This window comes from Pectobacterium atrosepticum (genome assembly GCF_000740965.1).
GTDB classification, from domain to species: domain Bacteria; phylum Pseudomonadota; class Gammaproteobacteria; order Enterobacterales; family Enterobacteriaceae; genus Pectobacterium; species Pectobacterium atrosepticum.
Genome location: NZ_CP009125.1, coordinates 1,438,333 through 1,465,302, shown reverse-complemented (window position 1 = coordinate 1,465,302; position 26,970 = coordinate 1,438,333). Strand labels below are relative to the sequence as shown.

The 26,970-nt window shown below is 51.6% G+C and carries 30 protein-coding genes and 1 riboswitch; of the genes, 25 read left to right on the top strand and 5 right to left on the bottom strand.

Annotation, left to right across the window (positions count from 1 at the left end):
* A complete protein-coding gene (locus tag GZ59_RS06445; protein ID WP_011092896.1) occupies positions 1 to 483 on the bottom strand; it encodes a zinc ribbon-containing protein in 483 nt (160 codons plus the stop codon).
* 309 nt (positions 484 to 792) lie between these two features.
* Here GZ59_RS06445 and leuS point away from each other — a divergent pair, with 309 nt between their 5' ends.
* From leuS to lipA, 13 genes are all read left to right on the top strand, one after another.
* A complete protein-coding gene (gene leuS, locus GZ59_RS06440) occupies positions 793 to 3,375 on the top strand; it encodes a leucine--tRNA ligase (protein ID WP_039290762.1) in 2,583 nt (860 codons plus the stop codon).
* Positions 3,376 to 3,389: 14 nt separating this feature from the next.
* Positions 3,390 to 3,944: an LPS assembly lipoprotein LptE gene (gene lptE / locus GZ59_RS06435; RefSeq protein WP_011092894.1), complete on the top strand. Its 555-nt coding sequence runs from the start codon at positions 3,390 to 3,392 to the stop codon at positions 3,942 to 3,944.
* Positions 3,941 to 4,966: a DNA polymerase III subunit delta gene (gene holA, locus GZ59_RS06430; RefSeq protein WP_011092893.1), complete on the top strand. Its 1,026-nt coding sequence runs from the start codon at positions 3,941 to 3,943 to the stop codon at positions 4,964 to 4,966. The genes lptE and holA overlap by 4 nt, the downstream gene beginning before the upstream one ends.
* Complete coding sequence (gene nadD, locus GZ59_RS06425) at positions 4,933 to 5,622, top strand: nicotinate-nucleotide adenylyltransferase (protein ID WP_039290759.1); 690 nt, start codon at positions 4,933 to 4,935, stop codon at positions 5,620 to 5,622. Before holA ends, nadD begins: the two co-directional genes overlap by 34 nt.
* 193 nt (positions 5,623 to 5,815) lie before the next feature.
* Entirely contained in the window at positions 5,816 to 6,133 is a 318-nt protein-coding gene (rsfS, locus tag GZ59_RS06420) for a ribosome silencing factor (protein ID WP_005976293.1), read from the top strand.
* A 1-nt stretch (position 6,134) separates the two neighbouring features.
* The gene (gene rlmH, locus GZ59_RS06415; RefSeq protein WP_011092891.1) at positions 6,135 to 6,605 is read left to right on the top strand and encodes a 23S rRNA (pseudouridine(1915)-N(3))-methyltransferase RlmH; all 471 of its coding nucleotides are present in this window, start codon (positions 6,135 to 6,137) and stop codon (positions 6,603 to 6,605) included.
* Positions 6,606 to 6,638: 33 nt separating this feature from the next.
* Positions 6,639 to 8,543 (top strand): peptidoglycan DD-transpeptidase MrdA, encoded by a 1,905-nt coding sequence (mrdA, locus tag GZ59_RS06410; protein ID WP_011092890.1) that lies wholly within the window; start codon positions 6,639 to 6,641, stop codon positions 8,541 to 8,543.
* 9 nt (positions 8,544 to 8,552) lie between these two features.
* Entirely contained in the window at positions 8,553 to 9,665 is a 1,113-nt protein-coding gene (mrdB, locus tag GZ59_RS06405) for a peptidoglycan glycosyltransferase MrdB (RefSeq protein ID WP_011092889.1), read from the top strand.
* 13 nt (positions 9,666 to 9,678) lie between these two features.
* A complete protein-coding gene (gene rlpA / locus GZ59_RS06400) occupies positions 9,679 to 10,794 on the top strand; it encodes an endolytic peptidoglycan transglycosylase RlpA (RefSeq protein ID WP_011092888.1) in 1,116 nt (371 codons plus the stop codon).
* A 165-nt stretch (positions 10,795 to 10,959) separates the two neighbouring features.
* Positions 10,960 to 12,171: a D-alanyl-D-alanine carboxypeptidase DacA gene (gene dacA, locus GZ59_RS06395; protein ID WP_011092887.1), complete on the top strand. Its 1,212-nt coding sequence runs from the start codon at positions 10,960 to 10,962 to the stop codon at positions 12,169 to 12,171.
* 138 nt (positions 12,172 to 12,309) lie between these two features.
* A complete protein-coding gene (gene ybeD / locus GZ59_RS06390; RefSeq protein ID WP_039290755.1) occupies positions 12,310 to 12,573 on the top strand; it encodes a DUF493 family protein YbeD in 264 nt (87 codons plus the stop codon).
* A 148-nt stretch (positions 12,574 to 12,721) separates the two neighbouring features.
* Complete coding sequence (gene lipB / locus GZ59_RS06385; RefSeq protein WP_181023441.1) at positions 12,722 to 13,405, top strand: lipoyl(octanoyl) transferase LipB; 684 nt, start codon at positions 12,722 to 12,724, stop codon at positions 13,403 to 13,405.
* A 227-nt stretch (positions 13,406 to 13,632) separates the two neighbouring features.
* Positions 13,633 to 14,598 carry a lipoyl synthase gene (lipA, locus tag GZ59_RS06380; RefSeq protein WP_011092884.1) on the top strand — a complete coding sequence of 322 codons (966 nt, stop codon included), beginning with the start codon at positions 13,633 to 13,635 and terminating at the stop codon, positions 14,596 to 14,598.
* A gap of 82 nt (positions 14,599 to 14,680) precedes the next feature.
* Here the strand turns inward: lipA and tatA are convergent, their stop codons facing one another.
* On the bottom strand, positions 14,681 to 14,878 hold the full coding sequence (gene tatA / locus GZ59_RS06375; RefSeq protein ID WP_011092883.1) for a Sec-independent protein translocase subunit TatA: 198 nt from the start codon (positions 14,876 to 14,878) through the stop codon (positions 14,681 to 14,683).
* A 224-nt stretch (positions 14,879 to 15,102) separates the two neighbouring features.
* Positions 15,103 to 15,208, top strand: a riboswitch (Fluoride riboswitch).
* 145 nt (positions 15,209 to 15,353) lie between these two features.
* Between tatA and crcB the strand changes: the two genes are divergently transcribed.
* The gene (gene crcB / locus GZ59_RS06370; RefSeq protein ID WP_011092882.1) at positions 15,354 to 15,737 is read left to right on the top strand and encodes a fluoride efflux transporter CrcB; all 384 of its coding nucleotides are present in this window, start codon (positions 15,354 to 15,356) and stop codon (positions 15,735 to 15,737) included.
* Positions 15,738 to 15,801: 64 nt separating this feature from the next.
* On the opposite strand, the gene cspE is transcribed toward crcB, so the two are convergent.
* Positions 15,802 to 16,011 (bottom strand): transcription antiterminator/RNA stability regulator CspE, encoded by a 210-nt coding sequence (gene cspE / locus GZ59_RS06365; RefSeq protein ID WP_005976270.1) that lies wholly within the window; start codon positions 16,009 to 16,011, stop codon positions 15,802 to 15,804.
* A 217-nt stretch (positions 16,012 to 16,228) separates the two neighbouring features.
* Between cspE and GZ59_RS06360 the strand changes: the two genes are divergently transcribed.
* A complete protein-coding gene (locus tag GZ59_RS06360; protein WP_039290752.1) occupies positions 16,229 to 16,939 on the top strand; it encodes an aspartate/glutamate racemase family protein in 711 nt (236 codons plus the stop codon).
* A gap of 165 nt (positions 16,940 to 17,104) precedes the next feature.
* Here the strand turns inward: GZ59_RS06360 and ypfM are convergent, their stop codons facing one another.
* Positions 17,105 to 17,164, bottom strand: coding sequence for a protein YpfM (ypfM, locus tag GZ59_RS24040; RefSeq protein WP_137739554.1), 60 nt, complete (start codon positions 17,162 to 17,164; stop codon positions 17,105 to 17,107).
* Between the two features lie 233 nt (positions 17,165 to 17,397).
* Here ypfM and GZ59_RS06355 point away from each other — a divergent pair, with 233 nt between their 5' ends.
* The 4 genes from GZ59_RS06355 to GZ59_RS06340 are packed head-to-tail and all read left to right on the top strand — an operon-like array spanning position 17,398 to position 19,769.
* Positions 17,398 to 17,775 (top strand): ArsC family reductase, encoded by a 378-nt coding sequence (locus GZ59_RS06355; RefSeq protein WP_011092880.1) that lies wholly within the window; start codon positions 17,398 to 17,400, stop codon positions 17,773 to 17,775.
* A gap of 1 nt (position 17,776) precedes the next feature.
* Entirely contained in the window at positions 17,777 to 18,904 is a 1,128-nt protein-coding gene (gene dapE, locus GZ59_RS06350; protein ID WP_011092879.1) for a succinyl-diaminopimelate desuccinylase, read from the top strand.
* The gene (locus tag GZ59_RS06345) at positions 18,901 to 19,575 is read left to right on the top strand and encodes a M15 family metallopeptidase (protein ID WP_039290750.1); all 675 of its coding nucleotides are present in this window, start codon (positions 18,901 to 18,903) and stop codon (positions 19,573 to 19,575) included. The genes dapE and GZ59_RS06345 overlap by 4 nt, the downstream gene beginning before the upstream one ends.
* A 2-nt stretch (positions 19,576 to 19,577) precedes the next feature.
* Complete coding sequence (locus GZ59_RS06340) at positions 19,578 to 19,769, top strand: YpfN family protein (RefSeq protein WP_011092877.1); 192 nt, start codon at positions 19,578 to 19,580, stop codon at positions 19,767 to 19,769.
* Positions 19,770 to 19,832: 63 nt separating this feature from the next.
* On the opposite strand, the gene GZ59_RS06335 is transcribed toward GZ59_RS06340, so the two are convergent.
* A complete protein-coding gene (locus GZ59_RS06335) occupies positions 19,833 to 20,732 on the bottom strand; it encodes a LysR family transcriptional regulator (protein WP_011092876.1) in 900 nt (299 codons plus the stop codon).
* 473 nt (positions 20,733 to 21,205) lie between these two features.
* Here GZ59_RS06335 and GZ59_RS06330 point away from each other — a divergent pair, with 473 nt between their 5' ends.
* From GZ59_RS06330 to GZ59_RS06305, 6 genes are all read left to right on the top strand, one after another.
* Positions 21,206 to 22,528, top strand: coding sequence for a CitMHS family transporter (locus tag GZ59_RS06330; RefSeq protein WP_011092875.1), 1,323 nt, complete (start codon positions 21,206 to 21,208; stop codon positions 22,526 to 22,528).
* A gap of 61 nt (positions 22,529 to 22,589) precedes the next feature.
* Positions 22,590 to 23,930 (top strand): acyclic terpene utilization AtuA family protein, encoded by a 1,341-nt coding sequence (locus GZ59_RS06325; protein ID WP_039290747.1) that lies wholly within the window; start codon positions 22,590 to 22,592, stop codon positions 23,928 to 23,930.
* A complete protein-coding gene (locus GZ59_RS06320; protein WP_011092873.1) occupies positions 23,930 to 24,229 on the top strand; it encodes an AtuA-related protein in 300 nt (99 codons plus the stop codon). The genes GZ59_RS06325 and GZ59_RS06320 overlap by 1 nt, the downstream gene beginning before the upstream one ends.
* 156 nt (positions 24,230 to 24,385) lie before the next feature.
* Complete coding sequence (atoD, locus tag GZ59_RS06315; protein WP_011092872.1) at positions 24,386 to 25,042, top strand: acetate CoA-transferase subunit alpha; 657 nt, start codon at positions 24,386 to 24,388, stop codon at positions 25,040 to 25,042.
* Positions 25,042 to 25,689, top strand: a complete 648-nt coding sequence (locus tag GZ59_RS06310) for a 3-oxoacid CoA-transferase subunit B (RefSeq protein WP_011092871.1) — start codon at positions 25,042 to 25,044, stop codon at positions 25,687 to 25,689. The genes atoD and GZ59_RS06310 overlap by 1 nt, the downstream gene beginning before the upstream one ends.
* An 11-nt stretch (positions 25,690 to 25,700) precedes the next feature.
* Positions 25,701 to 26,879, top strand: coding sequence for an acetyl-CoA C-acetyltransferase (locus GZ59_RS06305; RefSeq protein ID WP_011092870.1), 1,179 nt, complete (start codon positions 25,701 to 25,703; stop codon positions 26,877 to 26,879).
* Positions 26,880 to 26,970: the final 91 nt, after the last annotated feature.

The following is a 26,970-nucleotide window of genomic DNA, read 5'->3' as shown; positions in this document are numbered from 1 at the left end:
TTACGGCTGAAACGGCTGGCGATGAAACAGATCATGTGAGCATTTCGGGCAGAGTGGCAAGACTTCCGGCGTGTAGAACGCGATATGGTAATGGCAGTTCTCACACACCAGATTACCTAGCCCCACCACTTCACCACTGTGGTACACCCCGTGATGATTCACATCTTTAAAGATCTCGCGCCACTCCAACTGCGTTTTATCCGTAATATCCGCCAGCTCCTGCCACAGACTTTCCTTAATTACTCGCATAAAAACGCTGTCGGTAAATTCATCCTGACTTTCGCTATAGCTGCGGCCAAACTCTTCCAGATCGCGCTGAACAGCTTGAATTACCTGTTCTATTTCTTTCTGCGTCAGCTCCGAGCTTTCCTGCAAGGTTTTACGGGCGCTCAGCACCAAACTGTCGAGATCGCGTTCACCGTTGTTCAGCCGAGCCGTCACTGAAGCCATTAACTCGCGGTAGTAGCGGGCTAGTTTATTCATGCTTCCTCCTGAATAAGCGGGTTGAAAGGTGATAAAGAACGACTATTCGCCGTCTGGCACAGAAGGCCAAAAACCGATACGTTGCCTATCTCTCTCTATTTTAGATTATTTTCCCCACCTGTCTGAGGAATTGTCGCCAATTTGCGCAATCCCTCGCAGTATGTTGCTTACAGATCAGAAATATTCCTCAGTCGGGCGCTGGGTGTTGTTGCCCGCGCCGCTTACGGCTATGCTATGCGGATCTTTTGTTATGAATCAGAAGAGGCTACTCGCGTAGCGATTCTTCACTAAACAGGACCCCTGGCAGCCATGCAAGAGCAATACCGCCCAGAAGAGATAGAAGCGGACGTCCAGCTTCACTGGCAAGAGAAGCAGACATTTAAAGTTACCGAACAGCCCGGCAAGGAAAAATACTATTGCCTTTCCATGCTGCCCTACCCTTCTGGCCGACTACATATGGGCCACGTCCGTAACTACACCATCGGCGACGTGATTTCCCGCTATCAACGCATGCTGGGAAAAAACGTTCTGCAACCGATCGGTTGGGATGCGTTTGGTCTGCCAGCCGAAGGCGCAGCGGTTAAAAACAACACCGCGCCAGCCCCCTGGACATATGCCAACATCGACTACATGAAAAACCAGCTCAAACTGCTGGGCTTTGGCTATGACTGGGATCGTGAAATCGCGACCTGTAAACCCGACTACTACCGTTGGGAACAGTGGTTCTTCACCAAGCTGTACGAAAAAGGCCTGGTTTATAAAAAAACCTCCGCCGTTAACTGGTGCCCAAACGACCAGACCGTGCTGGCGAACGAACAGGTTATCGACGGCTGCTGCTGGCGCTGCGATACCAAGGTTGAACGCAAAGAGATTCCGCAGTGGTTTATCAAAATCACCGCTTATGCAGACCAATTGCTGAATGATTTGGATACGCTGGAAAGCTGGCCTGAGCAGGTCAAAACCATGCAGCGTAACTGGATCGGCCGTTCCGAAGGTGTGGAAATCACCTTTGACGTGGCAGACAGTGAAGAGAAGCTGAGTGTTTACACTACGCGCCCAGATACGTTCATGGGCGTGACCTACGTTGCTGTTGCCGCAGGCCACCCTCTTGCAGCGCAGGCTGCCGTAACAAATCCCGCGCTAGCTGATTTCATTGCAGAATGCCGTAATACCAAAGTCGCTGAAGCCGATATGGCGACGATGGAGAAAAAAGGCATGGCGACCGGCCTGTATGCCATTCACCCACTGAACGGTGAAAAAGTCGCTATCTGGGTTGCCAACTTTGTTCTGATGGAATACGGCACAGGCGCCGTCATGGCCGTTCCGGGCCACGACCAACGCGACTGGGAATTCGCCACCAAATATGATCTGTCCATCAAGCCAGTTATTCTAAATGCCGACGGCAGCGAGCCCGATCTTTCCGCTCAGGCGATGACCGAAAAAGGCAGCCTGTTCAACTCTGGTGAATTTGACGGCCTGGATTTCGAGGCTGGGTTCAATGCCATTGCCGATAAACTGGTAGAAAAAGGCATTGGCGAGCGTAAAGTCAACTATCGCCTGCGCGACTGGGGTGTATCCCGTCAGCGCTACTGGGGCGCGCCCATCCCGATGATGACACTGGAAGACGGTACAGTCATCCCGACGCCAGAAGATCAGTTACCGGTGATCCTGCCGGAAGATGTCGTGATGGATGGCATCACCAGCCCGCTGAAATCTAACCCAGAATGGGCGAAGACGACGGTTAACGGTCAGCCAGCGCTGCGTGAAACCGACACGTTCGACACCTTTATGGAATCGTCCTGGTACTACGCGCGCTACACTTGCCCGCAGTACGATCAAGGGATGCTGGATCCGGCTGCTGCCAACTACTGGCTGCCCGTTGACCAATATGTTGGTGGTATCGAACACGCCATCATGCACCTGATGTACTTCCGCTTCTTCCACAAACTGATGCGCGATGCCGGTCTGGTTACGTCCGATGAACCCGCCAAACGCCTGCTGTGTCAGGGCATGGTGCTAGCCGATGCCTTCTACTACCTGGGTAATAACGGCGAGCGCATCTGGGTTTCTCCTACCGACGTTACCGTTGAGCGTGATGAGAAAGGTCGTATCGTTAAAGCGACAGATAACGAAGGCCGTGACGTCGTCTACGCGGGCATGAGTAAAATGTCGAAGTCTAAAAACAACGGCATCGACCCGCAGATCATGGTAGAGAAATACGGTGCAGATACCGTTCGTCTGTTCATGATGTTTGCTTCTCCGGCAGAAATGACGCTGGAATGGCAGGAATCCGGCGTAGAAGGCGCGAACCGCTTCCTGAAACGCGTCTGGAGACAGGCATTCGAGCACACCGGGAAAGGTGCAGTAACGGCACTGGATATCACTACACTGACCGAAGATCAGAAATCACTACGCCGCGATCTGCACAAAACTATCGCTAAAGTGACCGATGATATCGGCCGTCGCCAGACCTTCAACACCGCGATCGCCGCCATCATGGAGCTGATGAACAAGCTGGCAAAAGCACCGCAGGAAAGCGATCAGGATCGCGCGCTGACGCAGGAAACGCTGCTGGCCGTCGTTCGTATGCTGTATCCGTTCACTCCACACGTCTGCTTTACACTGTGGCAAGCGCTGCAAGGTGAAGGCGATGTCGATACTGCACCGTGGCCGGTTGCAGATGAGAACGCGATGGTAGAAGACTCCAAGCTGGTCGTCGTTCAAGTTAACGGTAAAGTACGTGGTAAAATTACCGTTGCCGCCGACGCCAGTGAAGAACAGGTTCGCGAACGCGCTGCTCAGGAACCGCTGGTCGCGAAATATCTGGACGGCGTCACAGTTCGTAAAGTGATTTATGTCCCTGGCAAACTGCTTAACCTGGTTGTGGGTTAAGGCAAGGAGGAACTGTGCGACATCGTCTATTCACGTTGGTGCTGGGGCTGGCGGTGTTAATCACCGCGGGCTGTGGTTTTCATCTGCGCGGCACGACACAAGTGCCTGCGCAGTTACAAACACTGGTGCTCGACAGCAGTGACCCTTATGGTCCGCTAACGCGTGCGGTACGCGAGCAGCTCCGTCTCAGCGATGTGAAAATCGTTGACGATGCGACGCGTCAGGATATCCCGTCTCTGCGGGTACTGAGCTCAAGCGAAACGCGCGATACCGTTTCTATTTTTCAGGACGGTAAAACAGCGGAGTACCAGATGGTGCTAACGTTGCAGGCACAAGTGCTGATGCCGGGTGAAGATATTTATCCGCTCAGCGTGACGGTGTTCCGCACGTTCTTTGATAACCCGCTGGCTGCACTGGCGAAAGATGCCGAACAGGACATCGTCCGTCAGGAAATGCGTGAGCAGGCTGCCCAGCAGTTGGTGCGTAAATTGCTGACCATCAACGGTAGTCAGGAAGTCAAAAATCGGCTGCAGTCCACCGATTCACCCACTGCCGCCAAGCGTTCATGATTCGGCTTTACCCCGAACAACTCACCGCGCAGCTCCATGAGGGGCTGCGCGGTTGTTATTTGGTCTTTGGTACAGACCCGCTTTTGCTGCAGGAAAGTCTCGACAGCATTAAACGGGTCGCTCAACAGCACGAATTCAGCGAGCATTTCAGCTTCATTCTGGATCTTCATACCGACTGGGATGCGGTTTTCAGCACCTGTCAGGCGCTCAGCCTGTTTGCCTCGCGCCAATCACTCCTGCTGCTCTTGCCGGAAAACGGTCCGAATGCGGCGATGAGCGAAAATCTGGTCAAGCTCTCTGGATTGTTACACCCCGATATTTTACTGATTTTGCGCGGTCATAAACTGACTAAAGCGCAGGAAAACAGCGCCTGGTTCAAAGCGCTGGCGCAAGACAGTGTCTACATTAGTTGCCTGACGCCGGAACAGGGCCAGCTCCCCCGCTGGGTTGCTCAACGCGCCAAAGCCATGAAGTTGACGCTGGATGAACAGGCCACGCAGCTCATTTGCTATTGCTATGAAGGCAACCTTCTCGCGCTGTCTCAGGCGTTAGAGCGGCTGGCGCTGCTTTATCCCGACGGCAAACTGACCCTGCCACGCGTAGAAAATGCGGTCAACGATGCCGCTCACTTCACGCCGTTCCATTGGCTTGATGCGTTACTGGCAGGCAAAGGCAAACGCGCGTGGCACATTTTGCAGCAGCTAAAGCAAGAAGATTGCGAACCCGTCATTTTACTGCGTACGCTGCAGCGTGAATTGCTACAGCTGTTGGCGCTGAAACGGCGCATGTCAGACACACCGCTACGTACGTTATTCGATCAGCAAAAAGTGTGGCAAAACCGGCGTGACCTGCTCACTCAAGCATTACAGCGGCTCTCTCTTCAGCAGCTACAGCAGGCCGTGCGATTGCTGACGCAGGTAGAAATAACGTTAAAGCAAGACTATGGTCAGTCCGTTTGGTCTGAACTTGAATCGCTTGCCATGCTGCTATGCGGAAAAGCCTTGCCGGAGGCATTCATCTGAATAAGTCACCCGCTGTGCCATCACTAACCGCATTTTTTGGCGGCACGTTCGATCCCATTCATTACGGACACCTTCAGCCGGTGACCGCACTGGCAAAACTCGTGGGATTGACTCAGGTCGTCTTAATGCCCAATAACGTTCCGCCGCATCGACAGCAGCCCGAAGCCAGTTCCCGGCAGCGTTTTCATATGGCTGAACTGGCTGTGGAAGGCAACCCGCTCTTTACCGTGGACGATCGTGAACTGCAACGGCAAACACCCTCCTACACCATTGATACGCTGGAGGCGCTGCGGGCTGAAAAAGGCCATGACGCGCCACTGGGCTTTATCATCGGGCAGGACTCGCTGTTGACGCTACACCACTGGCACCGCTGGCAGGATCTGCTCGGCGTTTGTCATTTGCTGGTGTGCGCACGCCCCGGCTATCGCTCGACGCTGGAAACGCCAGAATTACAACAATGGCTTGACGATCATCTGACTCACGCGCCAGAGGATCTTCATCAGCAACCGCATGGACGAATCTTCTTAGCAGACACACCACTGGTCACTATTTCCGCAACGGATATTCGCCAGCGACGCCAGCAAGGTTTGGACTGCCATGATTTATTACCTCCCGTCGTACTCCGTTACATCAACGAACACGGCCTGTACCAATAGCGCAGGTTTTCCCCCCATCAGCTACGGGCTTTATACCACTCGGCAAAAGTGCGTGATATACTCCGCGGCTGGTTTCAATCACCGGGAAAAGCGGAAATTCTCGGCAATTACTCGGTGATTTACATTTTTCCTAAACAATTCAGCGCCACACGCGTTCATCAGTTACTGACAAAACGCCACTGAGGGGGAACCTTTGCAAGGTCAAGCACTCCAAGACTTCGTTATTGATAAGGTCGATGACTTAAAAGCTCAGGATATCGTTGTACTCAACGTCCAGGGTAAATCCAGCATCACCGATTACATGGTTATTTGTACGGGCACGTCTACACGTCATGTCGCTTCTATTGCCGATCACGTCGTGCAATCTTCACGCGCGGCGGGTCTAATCCCACTCGGTGTTGAGGGTGAAAATGCCTCTGACTGGGTTGTTGTCGATTTAGGTGACGTGATGGTTCATGTCTTGCAAGAAGAAAGCCGCCAGTTATACGAATTGGAAAAGCTGTGGGGCTAGCATGAAACTGCAACTGGTCGCCGTTGGCACCAAAATGCCCGACTGGGTGCAGACTGGTTTCACCGATTATTTGCGACGCTTCCCGAAAGACATGCCTTTCGAATTGCTCGAAATCCCAGCGGGAAAGCGGGGTAAAAATGCCGATATCAAACGCATTCTGGAGCGCGAAGGCGAACAGATGCTGGCTGCGGTAGGCAAAGGTAACCGTATTGTTACGCTGGATATTCCAGGTACTCGCTGGGAGACGCCGCACTTGGCGCAACAGTTGGAGCGCTGGAAACAGGATGGGCGCGATGTCAGTCTGCTGATTGGCGGGCCTGAAGGGCTTTCGCCGGAATGCAAAGCCGCAGCGGAACAAAGCTGGTCACTCTCGCCATTAACGCTGCCGCACCCGTTGGTTCGTGTATTGGTGGCAGAGAGTCTGTACCGTGCATGGAGTATTACGACTAATCACCCTTACCATCGGGAGTAAGGCGATACGATGAAACATGTGAAATAACACTGGATGAAAGTAGAACGTAAACCCTTTCGTGATTATACGGCTGAGTCCGCTCTGTTCGTGCGCCGTGCTTTGGTAGCCTTTCTGGGCATTTTGCTGCTTTCCGGTGTATTAGTCGCTAATCTTTATCATCTGCAAATTTTGCGTGTTGATGACTATCGCACGCGTTCCAACGAAAACCGCATTAAACTGGTTCCTATCGCGCCCAGTCGCGGCATCATCTACGACCGTAACGGTACGCCGCTGGCGTTGAACCGCACCATCTATCAATTAGAACTGGTGCCCGACAAAGTCGACAACCTGCAAGAAACGCTGGAAGCCCTGCGCCCCATAGTTAATTTGACCGACGACGATCTGGAAAATTTTGAAAAAGAGCGCAAGCGTTCACGCCGTTTTACCTCCATTCCAGTAAAAGCTGGGCTCGATGAGATTCAGGTCGCCCGTTTTGCCGTCAACCAATACCGCTTTCCCGGCGTTGAGGTTAAAGGCTATCAACGACGCTATTATCCTTACGGTTCTGCGCTGACACACGTCACAGGTTATGTCTCCAAAATCAACGATAAAGACGTAGAACGGCTGATCAAAGAAGAAAAAATCGCCGATTACTCCGCGACGCGTGACATCGGCAAGCTGGGTATCGAACGTCATTACGAGGATTTGCTGCACGGTAAACCTGGTTATGAAGAAGTTGAAGTTAACAACCGTGGCCGCGTGATCCGCCAGCTCCACGAACAGCCACCGCAGGCCGGGCGTGATATTTATCTGACGCTGGACCTGAACCTGCAAATCTACATTGAGAAACTGCTGGAAGGCAGCCGTGCCGCAGTGATCGTGACCGACCCACGAGACGGCGGTATTCTGGCGATGGTTTCCACGCCCAGTTACGACCCCAATCTGTTTGTCGACGGGATTTCCACCAAAAATTATGCAAAGCTACAAAACGATCCTAATCGTCCGTTGATCAATCGTGCAACACAGGGAATTTATCCTCCCGCCTCCACCGTTAAACCCTACATTGCGGTTTCCGCCCTGACGGCTGGCGTTATCACCACCAGCACGAGCCTATTTGATCCCGGCTGGTGGCAATTACCCGGTTCTGAAAAACGCTTCCGCGATTGGAAAAAATGGGGACATGGTCGCCTTAATCTCACCAAATCTCTGGAAGAATCTGCGGATACCTTCTTCTACCAGGTCGCTTATGACATGGGAATCGATCGCCTGTCCGAATGGATGAATAAGTTTGGTTATGGCGAGAAAACGGGTATCGATATCTCGGAAGAAAGTGCTGGCAACATGCCAACGCGCGAGTGGAAACTCAGGCGATTTAAAAAACCTTGGTATCAGGGGGATACTATTCCGGTCGGGATCGGTCAAGGCTACTGGACGGCAACGCCTATCCAGATGAACAAAGCTCTGGTTACGCTGATCAACGACGGCCAGGTCAAAACGCCGCATCTGCTTTATAGCTCGCGGGAAAATGGCACGATTGTGCCTTTCCGACAGACCGAGAATCAGCAAATTGGCAATATCCACTCTGGCTATTGGGAAGTGGCGAAGGACGGTATGTATGGCGTGGCTAATCGCGCTAACGGTACCGCACACAAAAGTTTCGATGATGCGCCCTATAAAATTGCGGCAAAATCCGGTACGGCACAGGTCTTTGGCCTGAAAGAAAATGAAACCTATAATGCGCACAAGATCGCAGAACATTTACGTGATCATAAATTAATGGTCGCATTTGCCCCATATAAGAACCCTAAAGTCGCGATGTCGATTATTCTGGAAAACGGCGGGGCTGGCCCGACCGTGGGTATCATCACCCGCCAGATCCTCGATCATATTCTGCTGGGCGATAACAATACCGATTTACCCAGCGCGCCTCCTGCGCCGCCGGGTAGCGAGAGTGAGTAACAGACATTCATGACCGATAGCCAACAAAAGGGATCGTTCTGGGCGAAAATCCACATCGATCTGCCGTTTCTTCTCTGCATCCTGGCACTGCTGGGCTATAGCCTATTTGTCTTATGGAGCGCCAGCGGGCAAGACGTCGGCATGATGGAGCGAAAAGCCGTTCAAATCGTGCTGGGGTTTACGGTGATGATCGTGATGGCGCAAATCCCTCCTCGCGTGTATGAAGGCTGGGCCCCCTATCTCTATGTAGTCTGCGTAATTTTGCTGCTCATCGTGGATATTTTCGGGCAAATCAGTAAAGGCGCACAGCGCTGGCTGGATTTGGGTTTCATTCGTTTCCAGCCATCCGAAATAGCCAAGATCGCCGTGCCACTGATGGTTGCCCGTTTTATTAACCGTGATATGTGCCCACCGTCGCTAAAAAATACGGCAATCGCGTTGATTCTGATTTTTGTTCCTACACTGCTGGTTGCCGCACAGCCGGATTTAGGCACCTCGATTCTGATTGCATTATCTGGGCTGTTTGTGCTTTTTCTGGGAGGTATGAGCTGGAGCTTGATTGGCATCGCCGTGCTGCTACTCGCCGCGTTTATTCCGATACTCTGGTTCTTCCTGATGCATGATTATCAGCGTGCCAGGGTCATGATGCTGCTCGATCCAGAAAGCGATCCGCTCGGGGCCGGATACCATATTATTCAGTCGAAAATTGCGATAGGCTCAGGTGGCCTGTCTGGAAAAGGCTGGCTGCATGGCACACAATCTCAGTTAGAGTTTCTGCCGGAGCGACACACTGACTTTATCTTTGCCGTGCTGGCAGAAGAGCTTGGGTTAATCGGCGTCTTGATTCTGCTCGCCATGTACCTGTTCATGATCATGCGCGGTCTGGTAATTGCCGCTAATGCGCAAACCTCGTTCGGCCGGGTTATGGTCGGCGGGCTAATGTTAATTCTGTTTTTCTATGTTTTCGTCAATATCGGGATGGTCAGCGGTATACTTCCCGTCGTTGGTGTGCCGCTACCGCTGATCAGCTACGGCGGGTCGGCGCTGGTCGTCTTAATGGCGGGGTTCGGTATCGTCATGTCGATACATACTCACCGCAAACTGCTATCTAAGAATTTATAACACGAGGTGAGCAATGCGTAAGGATTGGCTTTGGGTCGGCGTAGCAACTCTGGCGCTTGCGGCCTGTACCACAACGGAACAGCGGCAACCAGCGCCGCCTGTCACTCAGGTTTACAGCGGACCGACGGAAGAGATCGGTGGTGCAGAACCTCGTTATGAACCCTACAATCAGGGTACACTGCAAGACTACAGCATCAAAGGCAAGACCTATAAAATTGTTAAAAATCCGCAAAACTTTAGCGAAGCGGGTTTAGCAACATGGTACGGCGAAGAAGCCAGCGGCAATCGCACATCAATCGGCGAAGTTTTTGACCCTAACGCAATAACCGCCGCCCACCCGACACTGCCGCTACCGAGCTATGTGCGCGTGACCAACCTAAGTAACGGTCGCCGTCTGGTTGTGCGTGTCAACGACCGTGGGCCTTACACACCGGGCAGAATCATCGACCTGTCGAAGGCCGCAGGCGATCGACTGAATATTTCTAACAATACCAAAGTAAAAGTGGATTTCATCAACGTTGCGCCAGACGGCACGCTATCAGGTCCAGGAACCGCAGGTACCACCGTTGCCAAGCAAAGCTTCTCCCTGCCGGAGCGCCCGAGCTTCGGTGCCAGTGGACTGGGTACGCCCATGATGGAAACAACTTCACCCACGTCCAACAGCGCTGTTCGCCCGATCAGTAATAGCGGCCTGAACACGCCAGCAGAAAATGCTCAGCCGCAGAGCAGCACGCCGTCGCACGGCGGTGGCTTTTTAGGGGCCCCTTCTGCACTACGCGCTGGCGTGGTTGAGCCAAACATGACGCCAACCACAACACCATCCACTGCGCCAATGAACGTCGCGCCAGTTGCCGCTGCGGTTACTGCTCCTGTAGCAACAACACCCTCCGCCACGGGTCGCTATGTCGTTCAGGTCGGTGCGTTGAGCGATCAGCAACGCGCGCAAACCTGGCAGCGCAGCCTGAGTGAACGCTTCCGTGTGGCAGGGAAAGTCACAGCGAGTGGTGGGCTGTACCGTATCCAACTGGGGCCATTCCAGAATCGTCAGCAAGCTGCTGAACTTCAACAACGTTTGTCAGTCGAAGCTCAGCAGCAATCGTTTATTACCGCCGCACCCAGTACGCTCTAATAGCGGATAATTAGCAGGCTCATGAAGCGAAAACGGCGGCTATGGCATTGAACATACCGCCCTTTCGCAAAATCACGTAACGTAATGCCTGATGCCTGCCTATTTCCCATCTGCTATAGTGTGGCTCGTTTTTAACTCATACCCACGGATGTTGTTGTTCCAATCATGAATACTGTAAACACGTCTCGTTTTACTAAGCGTACTGCGCTTGGCGCACTGCTCGTCATTAGTGCCTCTTCCTTTGCCTATGCTGAAGATATCAATCTTAAAACGATGATCCCCGGCGTCCCGCAAATCGATGCTGAATCCTACATCCTGATTGATTACAACTCTGGGAAAGTGTTGGCGGAAATGAATGCCGACACACGCCGCGATCCGGCCAGCTTAACGAAAATGATGACCAGTTACGTCATTGGTCAGGCGATTAAATCAGGAAAAATCAGCCCGAACGACATCGTTACTGTCGGTAAAGATGCTTGGGCAACCGGCAACCCGACCTTCCAGGGCTCTTCCCTGATGTTCCTGAAGCCTGGTGACCGTGTCCCTGTTTCCCAATTAAATCGCGGTATTATCCTGCAATCCGGTAACGATGCCTGCGTCGCGATGGCCGACTACGTTGCTGGTAGTCAGGATGCTTTCGTTAACCTGATGAACGGTTACGTGAAAGCGCTGGGGCTGCAAAACACCAATTTTGAAACCGTGCACGGTCTGGACGCCCCCGGCCAGTTCAGTTCAGCGCGTGATATGGCCTTGATCGGTCAGGCGTTAATTCGCGATGTTCCAGAAGAGTACGCGACCTACAAAGAGAAAGAGTTCACATTCAACAATATTCGCCAGCCTAACCGTAACGGCTTGCTGTGGGATTCCAGCCTGAATGTTGACGGCATCAAAACGGGCCATACGTCATCAGCCGGCTTTAATCTGGTCGCCTCGGCAACAGAAGGTCAGATGCGCCTGATTTCAGCGGTACTGGGCGGGCGTAATGCCAAAGGACGTGAATCAGAAAGCAAAAAATTGCTGACCTGGGGCTTCCGCTTCTTTGAAACCGTCGCGCCATTGAAAGCAGGTAAAGAATTCGCTTCTGAGCCAGTTTGGTTTGGCGACAACGATCGCGTTGCATTGGGCGTTGAGAAAGACGCCTACCTGACCATTCCACGCGGCCGCATGAAAGATCTGAAAGCCAGCTATGTTCTGGACAACACGGAACTGCATGCGCCATTAGCCAAAAATCAGGTTGTCGGTTCCATCAACTTCCAATTGGATGGCAAAACCATCGATCAACGCCCGTTGGTGGTGATGAATGAAGTGAAAGAAGGCGGAATCTTTGGCCGCATGATCGATTACATCAAACTGATGTTCCACCACTGGTTCGGCTAGTCCCCCCTTGTTTGGGGCCAAAACGCCCCCATATAAGTCGTATCCTTAACTCCCGCAAAAACGCGGGAGTTATATTTTCTAATATGATGTACATATGTCAGTGCTAATACCGACGGTATTATCCTCTCTGGAGCGCAAATGAAAACCAAATTAAACGAACTGATTGAATTCCCTTGCGTTTTTACTTACAAGGTCATGGGTGAGGCAAAACCAGAGTTAGTCGATCTGGTCGTTGAAGTGGTACAGCGTCATGCGCCTGGCGACTACACCCCGCAGATCAAGCCCAGCAGCAAAGGGAACTATCACTCGATTTCCATCACCATCACGGCGACTCACATTGAGCAGGTGGAAACGCTGTACGAAGAACTAGGCAACATCGACATCGTGCGTATGGTGCTGTAAGAAGAACGAGCGGGAAAATTGGCAAATACGGCATGGTTTTACAAAGTGCGGCATAGTTTTGTGCCGTATAGCATTGCGTAATTTTGCATAGTGCTGTTCGCTGAGGCTTCCCGCCGTTATAATCCCCCCACCCTTCCTTAACCTGAAGATGACACACTTGCTACAGGATAAGATCATCGTACGTCAATTCAACGTACAACCGTATGAACCCGTTTCTTTGGCGATGCATAATTTCACCGACCGACGTGATGATAAAACCCCAGATGAAATCTGGCTGGTTCAGCATCCTCGTGTATTCACACAAGGTCAGGCGGGCAAAGCAGAACATGTACTCATGCCCGGTGACATTCCCGTGATTCAGAGCGACAGAGGCGGTCAGGTGACCTACCATGGCCCCGGGCAGCAGGTGATGTACGTGTTGATTGACCTGAAGCGTCGCAAGCTCGGCGTTCGCCAGCTCGTCACCGCAATCGAAAATACCGTGATTGGCACACTGGCACATTTCCAGATTAAAGCCCATGCGCGCCCAGATGCACCCGGCGTCTACGTGGGTGAGCGTAAAATCTGTTCGCTAGGGCTGCGTATTCGCAAAGGCTGCTCTTTCCACGGGCTGGCGCTCAATATCGCTATGGATCTCTCTCCTTTCCTGCGTATTAACCCTTGTGGGTACGCCGGTATGGAGATGACGCAGGTAAGCGATCTGGTGCCGGGCATCACGTTGGATGACACCGCACCGGTGCTGGTGAACACCTTTTTGCAGTTAGTCGGCTATTCCGCACCCGAATTTATTCCGTGGGCTCTGGACGTTCAGGGTGAACCGCTTCCCGATTAACATGCTTTATTCTGTCAATAAAAATCAGTCAGTTAGGCGATCGTTTTTTGATAAATTACATTTTATTCACATAATTTCTTCATTTTGATCGTGCAAGGGCTGATTGTGATTAGGCAAGATGATATAATTTTTATAGTTTTTTAAAAAAAAGTTTAACAAAAAACATAATCCTTTGAATTTGAATAACAAATTTAAAGAAACGATTCAGAACTGGAACTTACGCAAACATGAGTAAACCGATTCAGATCGAACGCGGTGTCAAATACCGCGATGCCGATAAGATGGCCCTAATTCCGGTACGTACTGTCGTTACCGAACGCCAAGAGCTTCTGCGCAAACCTGAATGGATGAAGATTAAACTTCCGGCGGATTCGAGCCGTATTCAGGGAATCAAAGCGGCAATGCGCAAAAACGGGTTGCACTCAGTTTGCGAAGAAGCGTCCTGTCCGAATTTGGCCGAGTGTTTCAACCACGGCACCGCCACCTTTATGATTCTGGGCGCCATTTGTACGCGTCGCTGTCCGTTCTGTGACGTTGCCCACGGCCGCCCGCTTACGCCGGATGCCAATGAACCAGAGAAACTGGCACAGACTATCCATGACATGGGCTTACGCTATGTCGTGATCACCTCCGTTGACCGTGATGACCTGCGCGACGGTGGAGCTCAACACTTTGCGGACTGCATTAGCGCAATTCGTCGCAAAAACCCGCATATTCGTATCGAAACGCTGGTGCCAGACTTCCGTGGTCGTATGGATCGCGCGTTGGAAATATTGACCGCCACGCCACCAGACGTGTTCAACCATAATCTGGAAAACGTGCCGCGTGTTTACCGACAGGTACGCCCTGGCGCGAACTATGAATGGTCCCTGAAGTTGCTGGAAAACTTCAAGAACGCGCATCCCGATATCACGACCAAATCAGGCCTGATGGTTGGTCTGGGGGAAACCAATGCTGAAATCGTGGAAGTCATGCGCGATCTTCGCCGCCACGGTGTAACAATGCTGACGCTGGGACAATATTTACAGCCGAGCCGTCATCACCTACCGGTACAGCGCTACGTCAGCCCAGATGAGTTCGATGAGATGAAAGCCGAAGCGATGGCGATGGGCTTTACCCATGCTGCCTGCGGCCCGTTTGTTCGCTCGTCCTACCATGCCGACTTACAGGCCAAGGGCATCGAAGTAAAATAAGCACTCATATATTTTTACACATTTTTTGTGTGGAATAAAAAACGGACGGCAATGACCGTCCGTTTTGCTGTGTAATGCGCGATCAGGATTCTTTGCGCGACGAATCATTCAGCGCAGCCGTGTCATCCGTCTTGACCGATTGATCGTCATTCATCGCCTTCTTGAAGCCTTTAATCGCCGCCCCTAAATCGCCGCCTAAGCTACGAAGTTTATTCGTACCGAACAGCAGAACGATTAATGCGCCAATCACCAACAGTTTGGCAATACTGATACCTTCCATACAAACCTACCTGATTTACAGAGGCTGGAGACGCCAGCGAACGAGAGCAATAGTTGTCGAAAAAATTCTTTGTATTCTATGTCCTCTATGTAAAACCTTACGCAGCACGACACAATCAGCATCTGTAACAAAGTAAGACACCGCTTTCGCGAGCATTCAGATTGCTTTACAACTTTCCCCTCTGCATCACTACAAAAAAACCGTCTGACGGCGTAAACTTTTCACACTAAAGCGGAGATGACATTCCTCCCTACCCTAACGCCGCCAAAAACGCTGGCAGCCTGAAGTAGAGGGTACAACCGCCACCCGGCTGATGATGTCTACGTCCACCTCGCAGAGAGGGCGTAGCGTCTTGCCCAAGATTCTCCGAGATCGCAAAAACAATCTATGTAAAAACAATCTATGTAAAAAAAATCTATGTAAAAAAAATCTATGCAAAAACAATCCATGCAAAAGCAATCCAAGAAAGGTTTCTATGTTTAGTACATTACTCGCGGTATTTATTGGTGGTGGAGTCGGCAGCGTGGCACGCTGGCAGTTGGGCGTTAAGTTTAACAGCCTGTATCCCACGTTGCCTTTGGGTACTCTACTTGCCAACTTGATTGGTGCTTTCGTTATTGGCGGCGCGCTAGCCTTCTTCTTGCGCCATCCTCATCTCGATCAGGACTGGAAAATACTGATTACCACTGGGCTGTGCGGTGGCTTAACGACGTTTTCGACCTTTTCCGCAGAAGTCGTCATGTTTCTGCAAAGTGGACAGCTGGCTGCGGCAGGGTTGCACGTACTGTTGAATCTTGCGGGTTCGTTGCTCATGACCGCACTGGCGTTTGCCTTGGTCACCTGGGTGACAACACACTGATATCTCATGGAAAATAAAGCAAAAAAAACCCGCCATCGGCGGGTTTTTCACGAAATCGGTATAATTAAATAGCGTTAACGTTAGCAGCAGAAGGACCTTTGGCACCGTCAGTGATTTCGAACTCTACACGCTGACCTTCAGCCAGAGTTTTGAAACCATTGCTCTGGATTGCAGAGAAGTGTACGAACACATCTTTGCTACCGTCTTCTGGAGTAATGAAACCGAAGCCTTTCGACTCATTAAACCACTTAACACTACCTTTAATCTTAGACATCAAACTTACCTTTACATGAATGAAAGACACAAATTCTGTGTCGGGTACAGTACAGCAATAGATTGACCTTTTGTCCAGTCGAAGTTGGATAAAAAGTGATAAAAGTCGCTAAAAATATATACCAAGCGACTTCTCTGCCCTATTTTAACTCGATGCAGAACATAGAGAGCTCAGCTCGGACCGATTCATCACTTTTTATGATATCAAAGGAAGCACCATGGTAAGCAAAACGCTGGGTCTGATCGGGGGGATGAGTTGGGAATCCACGATCCCGTATTACCGCATTATCAATGAATATGTGAAAAGCCAACTTGGTGGCCTGCACTCTGCCAAAATCATCCTTCACAGTGTCGATTTTCACGAGATCGAACAATTACAGTCACAAGGTGATTGGGCGCAGGCAGCGGCCGTACTGGGCAATATCGCCGTAGGATTACGTCAGGCAGGCGCAGACGCTATTGTCATCTGTACCAACACCATGCACAAAGTCGCTGATGAGGTTGAACGCGCCAGTCAGCTTCCCCTTTTGCATATTGCTGATGCCACCGGTGCCAGCCTGAAACAGCACGGATTGAAGAAAGTCGGTTTGCTCGGCACCCGCTACACGATGGAGCAGGATTTCTACCGCCAGCGCATTCAGGAACGGTTTGGCGTGGACGTGATTGTTCCCGACCAAACGGGGAAAGAATTAGTTAATCGCATCATTTACGACGAACTGTGTCTGGGGAACATTAACGACACCTCGCGGCAGGTTTATCGGGAAATTATCCAGCAGCTTGAACAGCAAGGGGCGGAAGGCATCATTCTGGGTTGTACGGAAATCCCGCTGTTAATCGGCGCTGGAGATGCGACAGTTCCTCTTTTTGATACCAGTTACCTCCACGCCATCGCCGCAGCGAAATTTGCGCTTAACCAGCCATCATCATGAATTAAATAGAGAAAATAAAATTCACGTGCTAACGAATAATACCCTCTTTTATTTACTCAAGTTTCCCCTTTTTACATAGAAAAAAAGCAGTATTGAGAGACTCAATACTGCTTTATTCGTATGATTTTATTCCTGGTATGCAATGACTATCGGTACTTCTCGTTATTATTTGCGTAACATTGCTTCAATAAAATCTTTCCAAGTACTCACTTCTACTTCTACCATGCGAACCTCTTGGTGATTAACGGCGACATATTATACGCACACTTTTTAAGCAGGCAAAAGTGTTATGAAAGTATAAAAAGTGTACAACCACTTATTTCTGCAACGCAGTTCACAGTAGATCTCCCCGCCTTTTTTCGGCATGCTGGGCTATCGCACGATTGGGCCCCGTCAGGCCATGCTGTCCTACACAGCAATCGTCATGCAACTCAATAAGCAGAAAGGATTTTACCCCTATGGCGCTGACCCTATACGGCATTAAAAACTGTGACACCATAAAAAAAGCGCGCCGCTGGCTGGAAGATCAACAGGTGGCCTATCAGTTTCATGATTACCGTGCCGACGGTCTGGATGAACAGCAGCTACAGCGTTTTATCGACCAACTGGGGTTTCAAGCCTTGCTCAACACGCGCGGAACGACCTGGCGTAAGCTCAGTGAAGAACAGCGTGAACGGATCAACAGCAATACCAGCGACAGCGCAGAGGCTGCTAAAAATATTATGCTGGAACAGCCAGCGGTGATTAAACGGCCTTTACTGATTGCCGATGACGGCAATGCGCTGCTTGGATTCAGTATCGACAGCTACCAGAAATTTATTGCGGAGAACAAATAACGTGTCTTGCCCAGTCATAGAGCTTGCTCAACAGTTAATTAAACGCCCTTCCCTCAGTCCGAATGACGAGGGCTGTCAGGCACTCATGATTGAACGCCTGACGGCGATTGGCTTTACCGTCGAAGCGATGGATTTTGGCGATACCCAAAATTTTTGGGCATGGCGCGGCACAGGAAAAACATTGGCCTTCGCAGGGCACACCGACGTGGTTCCCAGCGGCGATGAAAGCCACTGGCAGCATCCGCCGTTTGAGCCCATCATTCGTGACGGTATGCTGTATGGTCGCGGCGCAGCAGATATGAAAGGTTCACTGGCAGCCATGGTGATTGCCGCCGAGCGTTTCGTCGCAGCTCATCCTAACCATCAGGGGCGTCTGGCGTTTCTGATTACGTCAGACGAAGAAGCCAGCGCCGTTAACGGCACCGTAAAAGTGGTCGACGCACTGATGGCTCGCAACGAGCGGTTGGACTATTGTCTGGTCGGCGAGCCCTCCAGCACGCATGTCGTGGGCGATGTGGTGAAAAACGGTCGTCGTGGTTCTATCACCGCAAATCTGCGCATACACGGCATGCAAGGGCACGTTGCCTATCCTCATCTGGCGGACAACCCCGTTCATCGTGCAGCACCGGCGCTCAACGAGCTCATCGCCACCGAGTGGGATCGGGGCAACGATTTCTTCCCACCAACTACCATGCAAATTGCCAATATTCAGGCCGGTACGGGGAGCAATAACGTCATCCCCGGCGAACTGTTTGTGCAGTTCAATTTCCGCTTCAGCACCGAATTAACGGATGTGTTAATCCAGCAGCGCGTAGCGGAATTGCTGGATCGTCACCAGCTTAATTACACTATTGACTGGAAACTTTCCGGCCAGCCATTTCTGACCGCACGCGGCGAACTGGTCGATGCCGTGGTGAATGCCGTCAAACATTACAACGAAGTCACTCCAGAGCTGCTGACTAATGGTGGCACCTCCGATGGCCGTTTCATTGCCCGCATGGGTGCGCAGGTGGTTGAACTAGGCCCCATCAACGCCACGATTCATAAAGTGGACGAATGCGTCAGCGCGGCAGACCTGCAACTGCTGAGCCGGATGTACCAGCGCATTATGGAGCAGCTCATCGCATGATGACGCCAGCTATGTTAACCGGTAAAAGTGACCAGCATCTGGTCGCTTTACACGGTCATCATCGCCTTCAGCCGGAGGCGGTAACGGCGTTTCTTGCGCTACAGCACGCAGCCAAAACGGTGGGATTTAACCTACAGCCCGCCAGCACGTTTCGCGATTTCGAACGCCAGCGTCAAATCTGGAATAGCAAGTTTCGCGGCGAGCGTGCCGTCATGGATGCCAACAGCCAACCGCTGGACATATCGTCTCTGGACGACGGCGAGCGCTGTGAAGCCATTCTTCGCTGGTCTGCGATGCCCGGTTCCAGTCGTCACCATTGGGGCAGCGATCTTGATATTTACGATCCTGATTTATTACCGGCAGGCAGCTCGCTCCAGTTGGAGCCGTGGGAATATGAAGAAGGTGGCTATTTTGCCGCACTGAATGGGTGGCTGAGCGCGCACATGCATGAATATGGTTTTTATCGGCCTTATGCGCACGATCTCGGCGGCGTCGCAGTCGAACCCTGGCATATCAGCTATTATCCATTAGCACAGTATGCGGAAGAACAGCTTACACCGGACCTCATCCTTGCCGCCTGGCAAGATGAAGACATTGCAGGCTACCAATGGCTTTGCCAGCACTTGCCGCAGCTGTTTACCCGTTACATTCATAACGTTGATGAGGCGTGACCATGGCATGGCTGGCTGATTACTGGTGGATAATCCTGATTATCCTGATAGGCATGCTGATTAACGGCATCAAAGAATTGCGCAACGTTGACCATACGCGTTTTCTGCTCAACAAACCGAAATTGCCCCCGCATCGTGACAACAACGATAAATGGGACAATGAAGAAGACGACTGGCCGAAGAAAAAACCCTGACAGCTGTCATCGCCAAACCGCCTGCACACGAGCTAAGTTCCGCGCGGCGGGCGGTTTGGATTCTCACGCGGCAGGAACAAAACTTTCCGCCCGCTCCAGAAGAAAATCATAAAACTCTTTTGCACATACCGAAAGCTGGCGCTCCTTATCCGTCACTAGATAGATGCCGCGCTGCAACGATAAATCCCGAAAGGGGATAATCGCGATATCTTTGTGCTGGAATTGAAACAGCGTCAGCCCCGTCACAATGCTCACACCGTAATTCGCCGCCACCAACCCCATCATGGTGGTCAGCTGACGCACTTCTAGCACGTAGTTAAAGCCTTCCGGTTCGATAAGCTGATCGGTGTACTGCCGGATACTGGTGCCTTTGCAAAACCCAACAAACGGATATTGCGCCACGTCGATCACATCAACACTGTTTTGCTGCGCCAGCGGGTGCGAGTTATGGCAGATCAGATAAAAGCTGTCGGCGAACAGCATGCGGGAGCTGAACGTTCCCGGCGACGGTTGCCCCGCCGTTAGCGCCAGATCGGCACGACCGTCTAGTACCGCTTTCAGGCAGCGATCCCACTGCGTATCCAGCAACTCAACCTTAATCTTAGGGTAAGCGCGGTGATATTGCGCCAGCACCTGAGGCAGCCATTCCACTGCCATTGACGGCAGCACCGCCAACACAATATTCCCTTTATACCCCGTGGCATAAGACTTGATTTCACCGACGGCATCGTCGTGGGTTTGCACCAGCCGACGGGCAATATCAATGAAATGAATGCCATCAGCATTGAGCTGCACTTTACGTGTATCGCGGTCAAATAGACGATAGCCGACCTCTTCCTCTAACCCAGCAATTAATGAGCTAAATGCAGGCTGAGAGAGATTTATTTTCTGAGCGGCACGCGTGAAATTATCAGTTTCAGTCAGTGCGATAAAGGCCCGTAATTGTTTTATCGATAAGTTCATAGTGTTTTTATATAAATAAAATTAAGTCTCCGGTAAGAAAGGAACAAGTTCAATAGAAAACGATCGACACCTGCTATTTTTATGATCCTTCCCGCATTTATTTAATTCCATTCAAACAACGTCCGGCATTCATAAAAATGGACATTCTAGATAAATATCACAAACCGTAAAAAACAATTGAACAAAAAGGCCTAACTATACAAACCAAATCAACCAATTAGCCATTAATAAGAAAAACAGAACCATTGATTACATTAACAAATAAAATAAACCCATCAGATTTACGAATAAAACCATTGCTATTACGAGTTAGTATAAAGAGGGTCAAGGGTGATAAAAATAGTGCAGACAAAAAATCAAATGACTCTGGGATAAGCATTCATTTTTTATTTGTTAATTACTACATGGATTGTTATTGAGTTGTTTAATTTATTGTAAATAAAATCATACAATTATACTAATGAGGAATTTTTATGCTAGCTCTCATCGGGGTGCTCACCATAGCTACCCTGCTATTTTTCATCATGACAAAGCGAATGTCGCCTCTGGTGGCGCTCATCGTTATTCCGGTTCTCGGTGCGCTCGCAGCAGGCAGCGGCACCGATACCGCAAAATATGTGGTGGACGGTATCACCAAACTGGCACCGATGGCGGCGATGTTTGTTTTTGCCATCGCCTTCTTCGGTGTGGTAACCGATGCCGGTATGTTTGATCCTATTATTAGAGGGATCTTACGCATAGTTGGTACCAACCCAGTAAAAATCATTATCGGTACGGGCGTGTTAGCACTGATTGCACACCTGGACGGTAACGGCGCCGTCACTTTCCTGATCACCATTCCTGCCATGCTACCGCTGTTTAATAAGCTTGGTATGGATAAACGCATTCTGGTCGGTATTACCGCGCTCAGCGCCGGGGTTAACTTCCTGCCGTGGACCGGGCCGATGATTCGTGCCGCAGCCGCGTTGAACACCACCACACACGACCTGTTCATTCCGCTCATCCCGGCACAGGTCTGTGGCCTAACGTTCATGGTGCTCATGGGCTATTACTGGGGCAAGAAAGAAGAGAAACGTCTGGGGCTGGCAGCGGGTAATCCGCTGGCGGGTGGTTCGCAATCCATCACAGCTGAAGCGCATGTGAAAGAGCTGACTGATGCAGAAAAAACGCTGCGTCGTCCGAAGATGTTCTGGGTCAACATTGCGCTGGTTCTTGCCGTTATCGGTACCATGGTGTTTACCAAAATTTCACCGACGGTCGCCTTTATGATCGCCCTGACGCTGGCGCTGATGTTCAACTACCCTAACGTTGAAATGCAGAAAGAGCGTATTAACGCCCACGCCAAAGCCGCACTGATGATGGCCAGCATTCTGTTCGCGGCGGGTGCCTTCACCGGCATCATGAGCGGTACTGGCATGCTGAAAGCCATGTCGCTCTCGGCAGTCAGCTTTGTGCCGGAATCTTTTGCCTCCCACATTCCGTTTATCGTCGGCCTGATCTCCATGCCGCTGAGTCTGGTGTTCGACCCTGATTCGTACTACTTCGGCATCATGCCAGTTATTGCTCACACCGTGGACATGCTGGGTGTACCACCGATTCAAGTTGCGCAGGCTTCCGTATTAGGACAGATGACCACCGGCTTCCCGGTTAGCCCGCTCACGCCGGCAACCTTCCTGCTGGTCAGTTTGGCGGGGGTCGATCTCGCCGACCACCAGAAATTCTCTATTCCTGTGCTCTGGGCTGCCAGCGTCATCATGACGTTCGCCTGCGTCATCTTCGGGGTCTTCCCCTTATAGGGAACGTTCGGTTTCCCATTGATTACGCCAACAGACACATTTCATTGATAAAGGTAAGTTTATGAAGACAATTCGTATTGGTTCCGGCGCTGGCTATGCAGGCGATCGTATCGAACCGGCCGTAGAACTGGCTCAAAAAGGTGACATTCAGTATCTGGTATTTGAATGCCTGGCGGAACGCACTATTGCCATCGGCCAAAAACAGAAGCAGCAGAACCCAGAAAAAGGCTACAACGAGCTGCTGGCTGACCGTATGCACGCCGTGCTGCCGCTCTGTCTGGAAAAAGGTATTAAAATCATCACCAATATGGGCTCGGCTAACCCTGTCGCCGCCGGTCAGCGCGTATTGGAAATCGCCAAAGAACTCGGCGCAGACAAGCTGAAGATTGCGATCGTCACCGGTGATGATGTGCACTCGGTGCTGATCGCACAAGATTCCAAATTGGATGAGATTGGCCTACCGATTTCACGCTGCGGTAAAGACATTCTTTCCGCCAATGCCTATCTGGGTGCAGATGCGCTGGTTGAAGCGTTGCGTCAGGGTGCGGACGTGATTATCGCAGGTCGCGTTTCCGATCCGTCTCTGTTCCTGTCCGCAATGATGTATGAATTCGACTGGGCTGCCGATGACTGGGATCGTCTGGGAAAAGGCACCTGTCTCGGCCACTTGCTGGAATGCGCGGGACAAATCACCGGTGGTTACTATGCCGATCCCGGCGTCAAAGATATCCCTAATCTTGACCGTCTGGGCTTCCCGATTGCGGAAATTACCGAAGATGGCAGCGCCGTGATCACCAAAGTTGAGGGTTCCGGCGGCTGCGTCTGTGTAGATACCTGTAAAGAACAGTTGCTGTATGAAATCCACCGCCCGGATAGCTACATCACTCCAGACGTGATTGCCGATTTCAGCCACGTGACATTTACGCAAGACGGTGAAAACCGCGTGCGCGTACAGGGTGCGACCGGACGGGAAAAAACCGGCACCTTGAAAGTGTCTGTCGGCTATCAGGATGGGTTCATCGGCGAAGGCGAAATTTCTTACGCCGGTCCCGGTGCGGTGGCGCGTGGTCGTTTAGCACTGGATATCGTCAAAGGACGTTTTGCGCTGTGCCAGCTTGATCTTCAGGAAGTGCGCTACGACCTGATCGGCGTTGATGCACTGCACGGTGCACAGCGGTCGCAAAGCAGCGAGCCGTATGAAGTTCGCGCTCGCGTCGCAGCTCGCTGCACTTCCAGAGCGCAGGCAGTGAAAGTGGGCAATGAAGTCGAAACACTCTATACCAACGGCCCGGCCGGCGGCGGCGGTGTTAACAAATCGGTGAAAGAAATACTGGCGATGGATTCCACCCTACTGTCTCGCGCCTGCGTCACACCAGCCGTTGATTATCTGGAGATTAAATAATGAAACTGCGTGAAATTGCTCACTCTCGTACCGGTGATAAAGGAAATACCTCCAATATTTCGCTGATTGCTTACCGTGCGGAAGATTATGAAGTGCTGAAAGAGAAGATCACTGCCGAAAAAGTGAAATCCTGGTTTGCTGATATCGTGACGGGTGATGTCGTTCGCTATGAGTTACCGAGCATCGGCGCACTGAACTTCGTCATGTACGGCGCACTCGGCGGCGGCGTCACGCGCTCGCTGGCGCTGGACATGCACGGCAAAGGATTGAGCTCAGCCATACTGGATATCGATATCTAATCCGATAACAGGGAACAGAGGTTATTTAATTTCTTCTGTTCCCGCTAAATAACGTACATGTGCCGCCATGATTAGCAGATATTTACCTGCGGGGATTCGTGCGGCCATTTTTCAGAGCAACAACTTTCAGAGTCATTATTTAAGAGTAAATATGCAATGAAAAATAAAGTCATTGATGCCAGCCATTTCCGTTCTTATTTATTTGACGGAATGACAATTATGTTCGGCGGTTTTATGGGAGTCGGAACACCGAAATTATTGGTAGATGAAATCATTAAATCCGGCGTATCTGATTTAACGCTGATTGGAAATGATACCGGGTTTGTCGATACCGGCGTTGGGCCGTTAATTGTCAGTGGTCAGGTAAAAAAACTGATTACTTCACACATTGGTACTAACCCGGAAACCGGACGCCGCATGATCTCCGGCGAACTTGACGTAGAGCTGGTGCCACAAGGGACGCTGGCGGAACGTATTCGCAGCGGCGGCGCGGGCTTAGGCGGTTTTCTGACACCTACCGGCGTTGGCACCATCGTCGAAGAAAACAAACAAAAAATAACAATTAACGATATTACCTATTTATTAGAACTGCCAATTAAGGCAGATCTCGCCATATTACAGGCCAGCATTGCCGACACCAGCGGAAACCTTATTTATCACCTCACTGCCCGTAATTTCAACCCGCTTATTGCGCTTGCCGCGAAGAAAGTCGTGGCGCAATGCGAGCAGGTTATTCCGGTTGGCCAACTTGCGCCGGAATGTATTGTCACCCCAGCGGCGCTGGTCGATCACCTTTATTTGGGAGAGAAATAATGGATGCGAAAGAATTAATCGCCCGCCGCGTCGCGCTGGAACTGAAAAATGGTGACGTGGTGAATTTAGGGATTGGCTTACCCACCAAAGTCGCGAATTACGTGCCGCACGGCATCGAAGTTACCTTCCAATCAGAGAACGGCTTTTTGGGGCTCGGCGCGATTACCGAACCGGATGGCAATCTGGTTAACGCCGGAGGTCAGGCATGCGGCATGGTGCCGGGTGCGGCAATGTTCGACAGCGCCTTTTCCTTTGCGCTGATTCGCGGCGGCCATGTCGATGTCTGCGTGCTGGGCGGTTTGCAGGTCGATGAACACGGCAACCTCGCCAACTGGATGGTGCCGGGAAAAATGGTGCCCGGCATGGGCGGTGCGATGGATCTGGTTGTCGGCGCGAAGAAGGTCATCATCGCCCTTGAACACTGCGCCAAAAATGGCGATGCGAAGCTGTTGCATCAATGTACCTACCCGCTGACCGCCGCCAATAAAGTCAGCATGGTCGTCACCGAACTGGCGGTCTTTCACTTTATCAACCAGCAGATGGTGCTGACCGAAATCAGCCCTGATATCACCGTGGACGAACTACGCCAAAAAACCGAGGCGAACTTCATCGTGTCCGCCGATGTAAAACCATTCAGCATTCATTAATCGAGGCGACCATGAACGACTCCATTGTTATTGTTAATGCCAAGCGCACCGCGATTGGTAAATTCGCAGGCAGTCTGGCCAACACATCGGCTATCGACATGGCATCTGCCACCATCCGTGACTGCCTGTCGACGCTGCCGGACACGCTGGCGATTGATGAAGTGATTCTCGGCAACGTGCTGCAAGCCGGTCTGGGGCAAAACCCCGCGCATCAGGCCAGCAAGGCTGCTGGGCTGCCTTTTGAAACACCCTCGCTCACCATCAGTAAGGTGTGTGGTTCCGGCCTGAAGGCCGTTGTGATGGGCGCACAGTCTATTCTGTCCGGCGATAATCAGGTCTGCGTGACCGGCGGGATGGAAAACATGAGCGCCGCGCCTTACCTGCTGGAAAAAGCGCGCCACGGTTACCGCATGGGAGACGGCAAGCTCGTTGACATCATGATTAAGGATGGTCTGTGGTGTGCGTTTAACGATTACCACATGGGTACCACGGCGGAAAATATCGCCGAGCGCTACCAGCTCACGCGAGAAGAACAGGATCAGGTGGCGCTGGCATCACAGCAGAAAGCCGTCGCCGCGATTGAGGCTGGCCGCTTCAAAGCCGAAATAACCCCGCTGTCACTGCGTAGCAAAAAAGAGACGCGGATTTTCGATCGGGATGAATTCCCTCGCGCCGACACCACGCTGGCATCGCTGGCCGCGTTACGTCCGGCGTTTTCCGCTAACGGCACCGTCACCGCAGGCAATGCGTCCGGCATTAACGATGCCGCCGCGACGCTGGTGTTAATGCGTGAATCCGAAGCGAAAAAACAGGGTATTACCCCGCTGGCGCGGATCCGCAGTTGGGCGTCTGCTGGAGTACCGAGTGAAGTGATGGGGCTGGGGCCGATTCCGGCGACGCAGAAAGCACTGCTCAAGGCTGGGCTGACGATCGGTGATATTGACCTGATTGAAGCAAATGAAGCTTTTGCCGCACAGTTTCTAGCGGTACAGCGCGATCTTCATCTCGATCCAGAGAAAGTGAACGTCAACGGCGGTGCGATTGCGTTGGGCCACCCTATCGGCGCGAGCGGTGCGCGTATTCTCGTCACGCTGGTACATGCGCTGCACAGCTATAACAAAACGCTGGGATTGGCGACGCTGTGCATCGGCGGTGGGCAAGGTATCGCGATGATCGTCGAACGCGTTTAAAGCGGGTTGTTGCCAGTTAAAAGACAATGCAGGCCATTACGGCCTGCATTGCTTTCTTCATGCTACACGTTTTGCTCAACAGCAACACGAT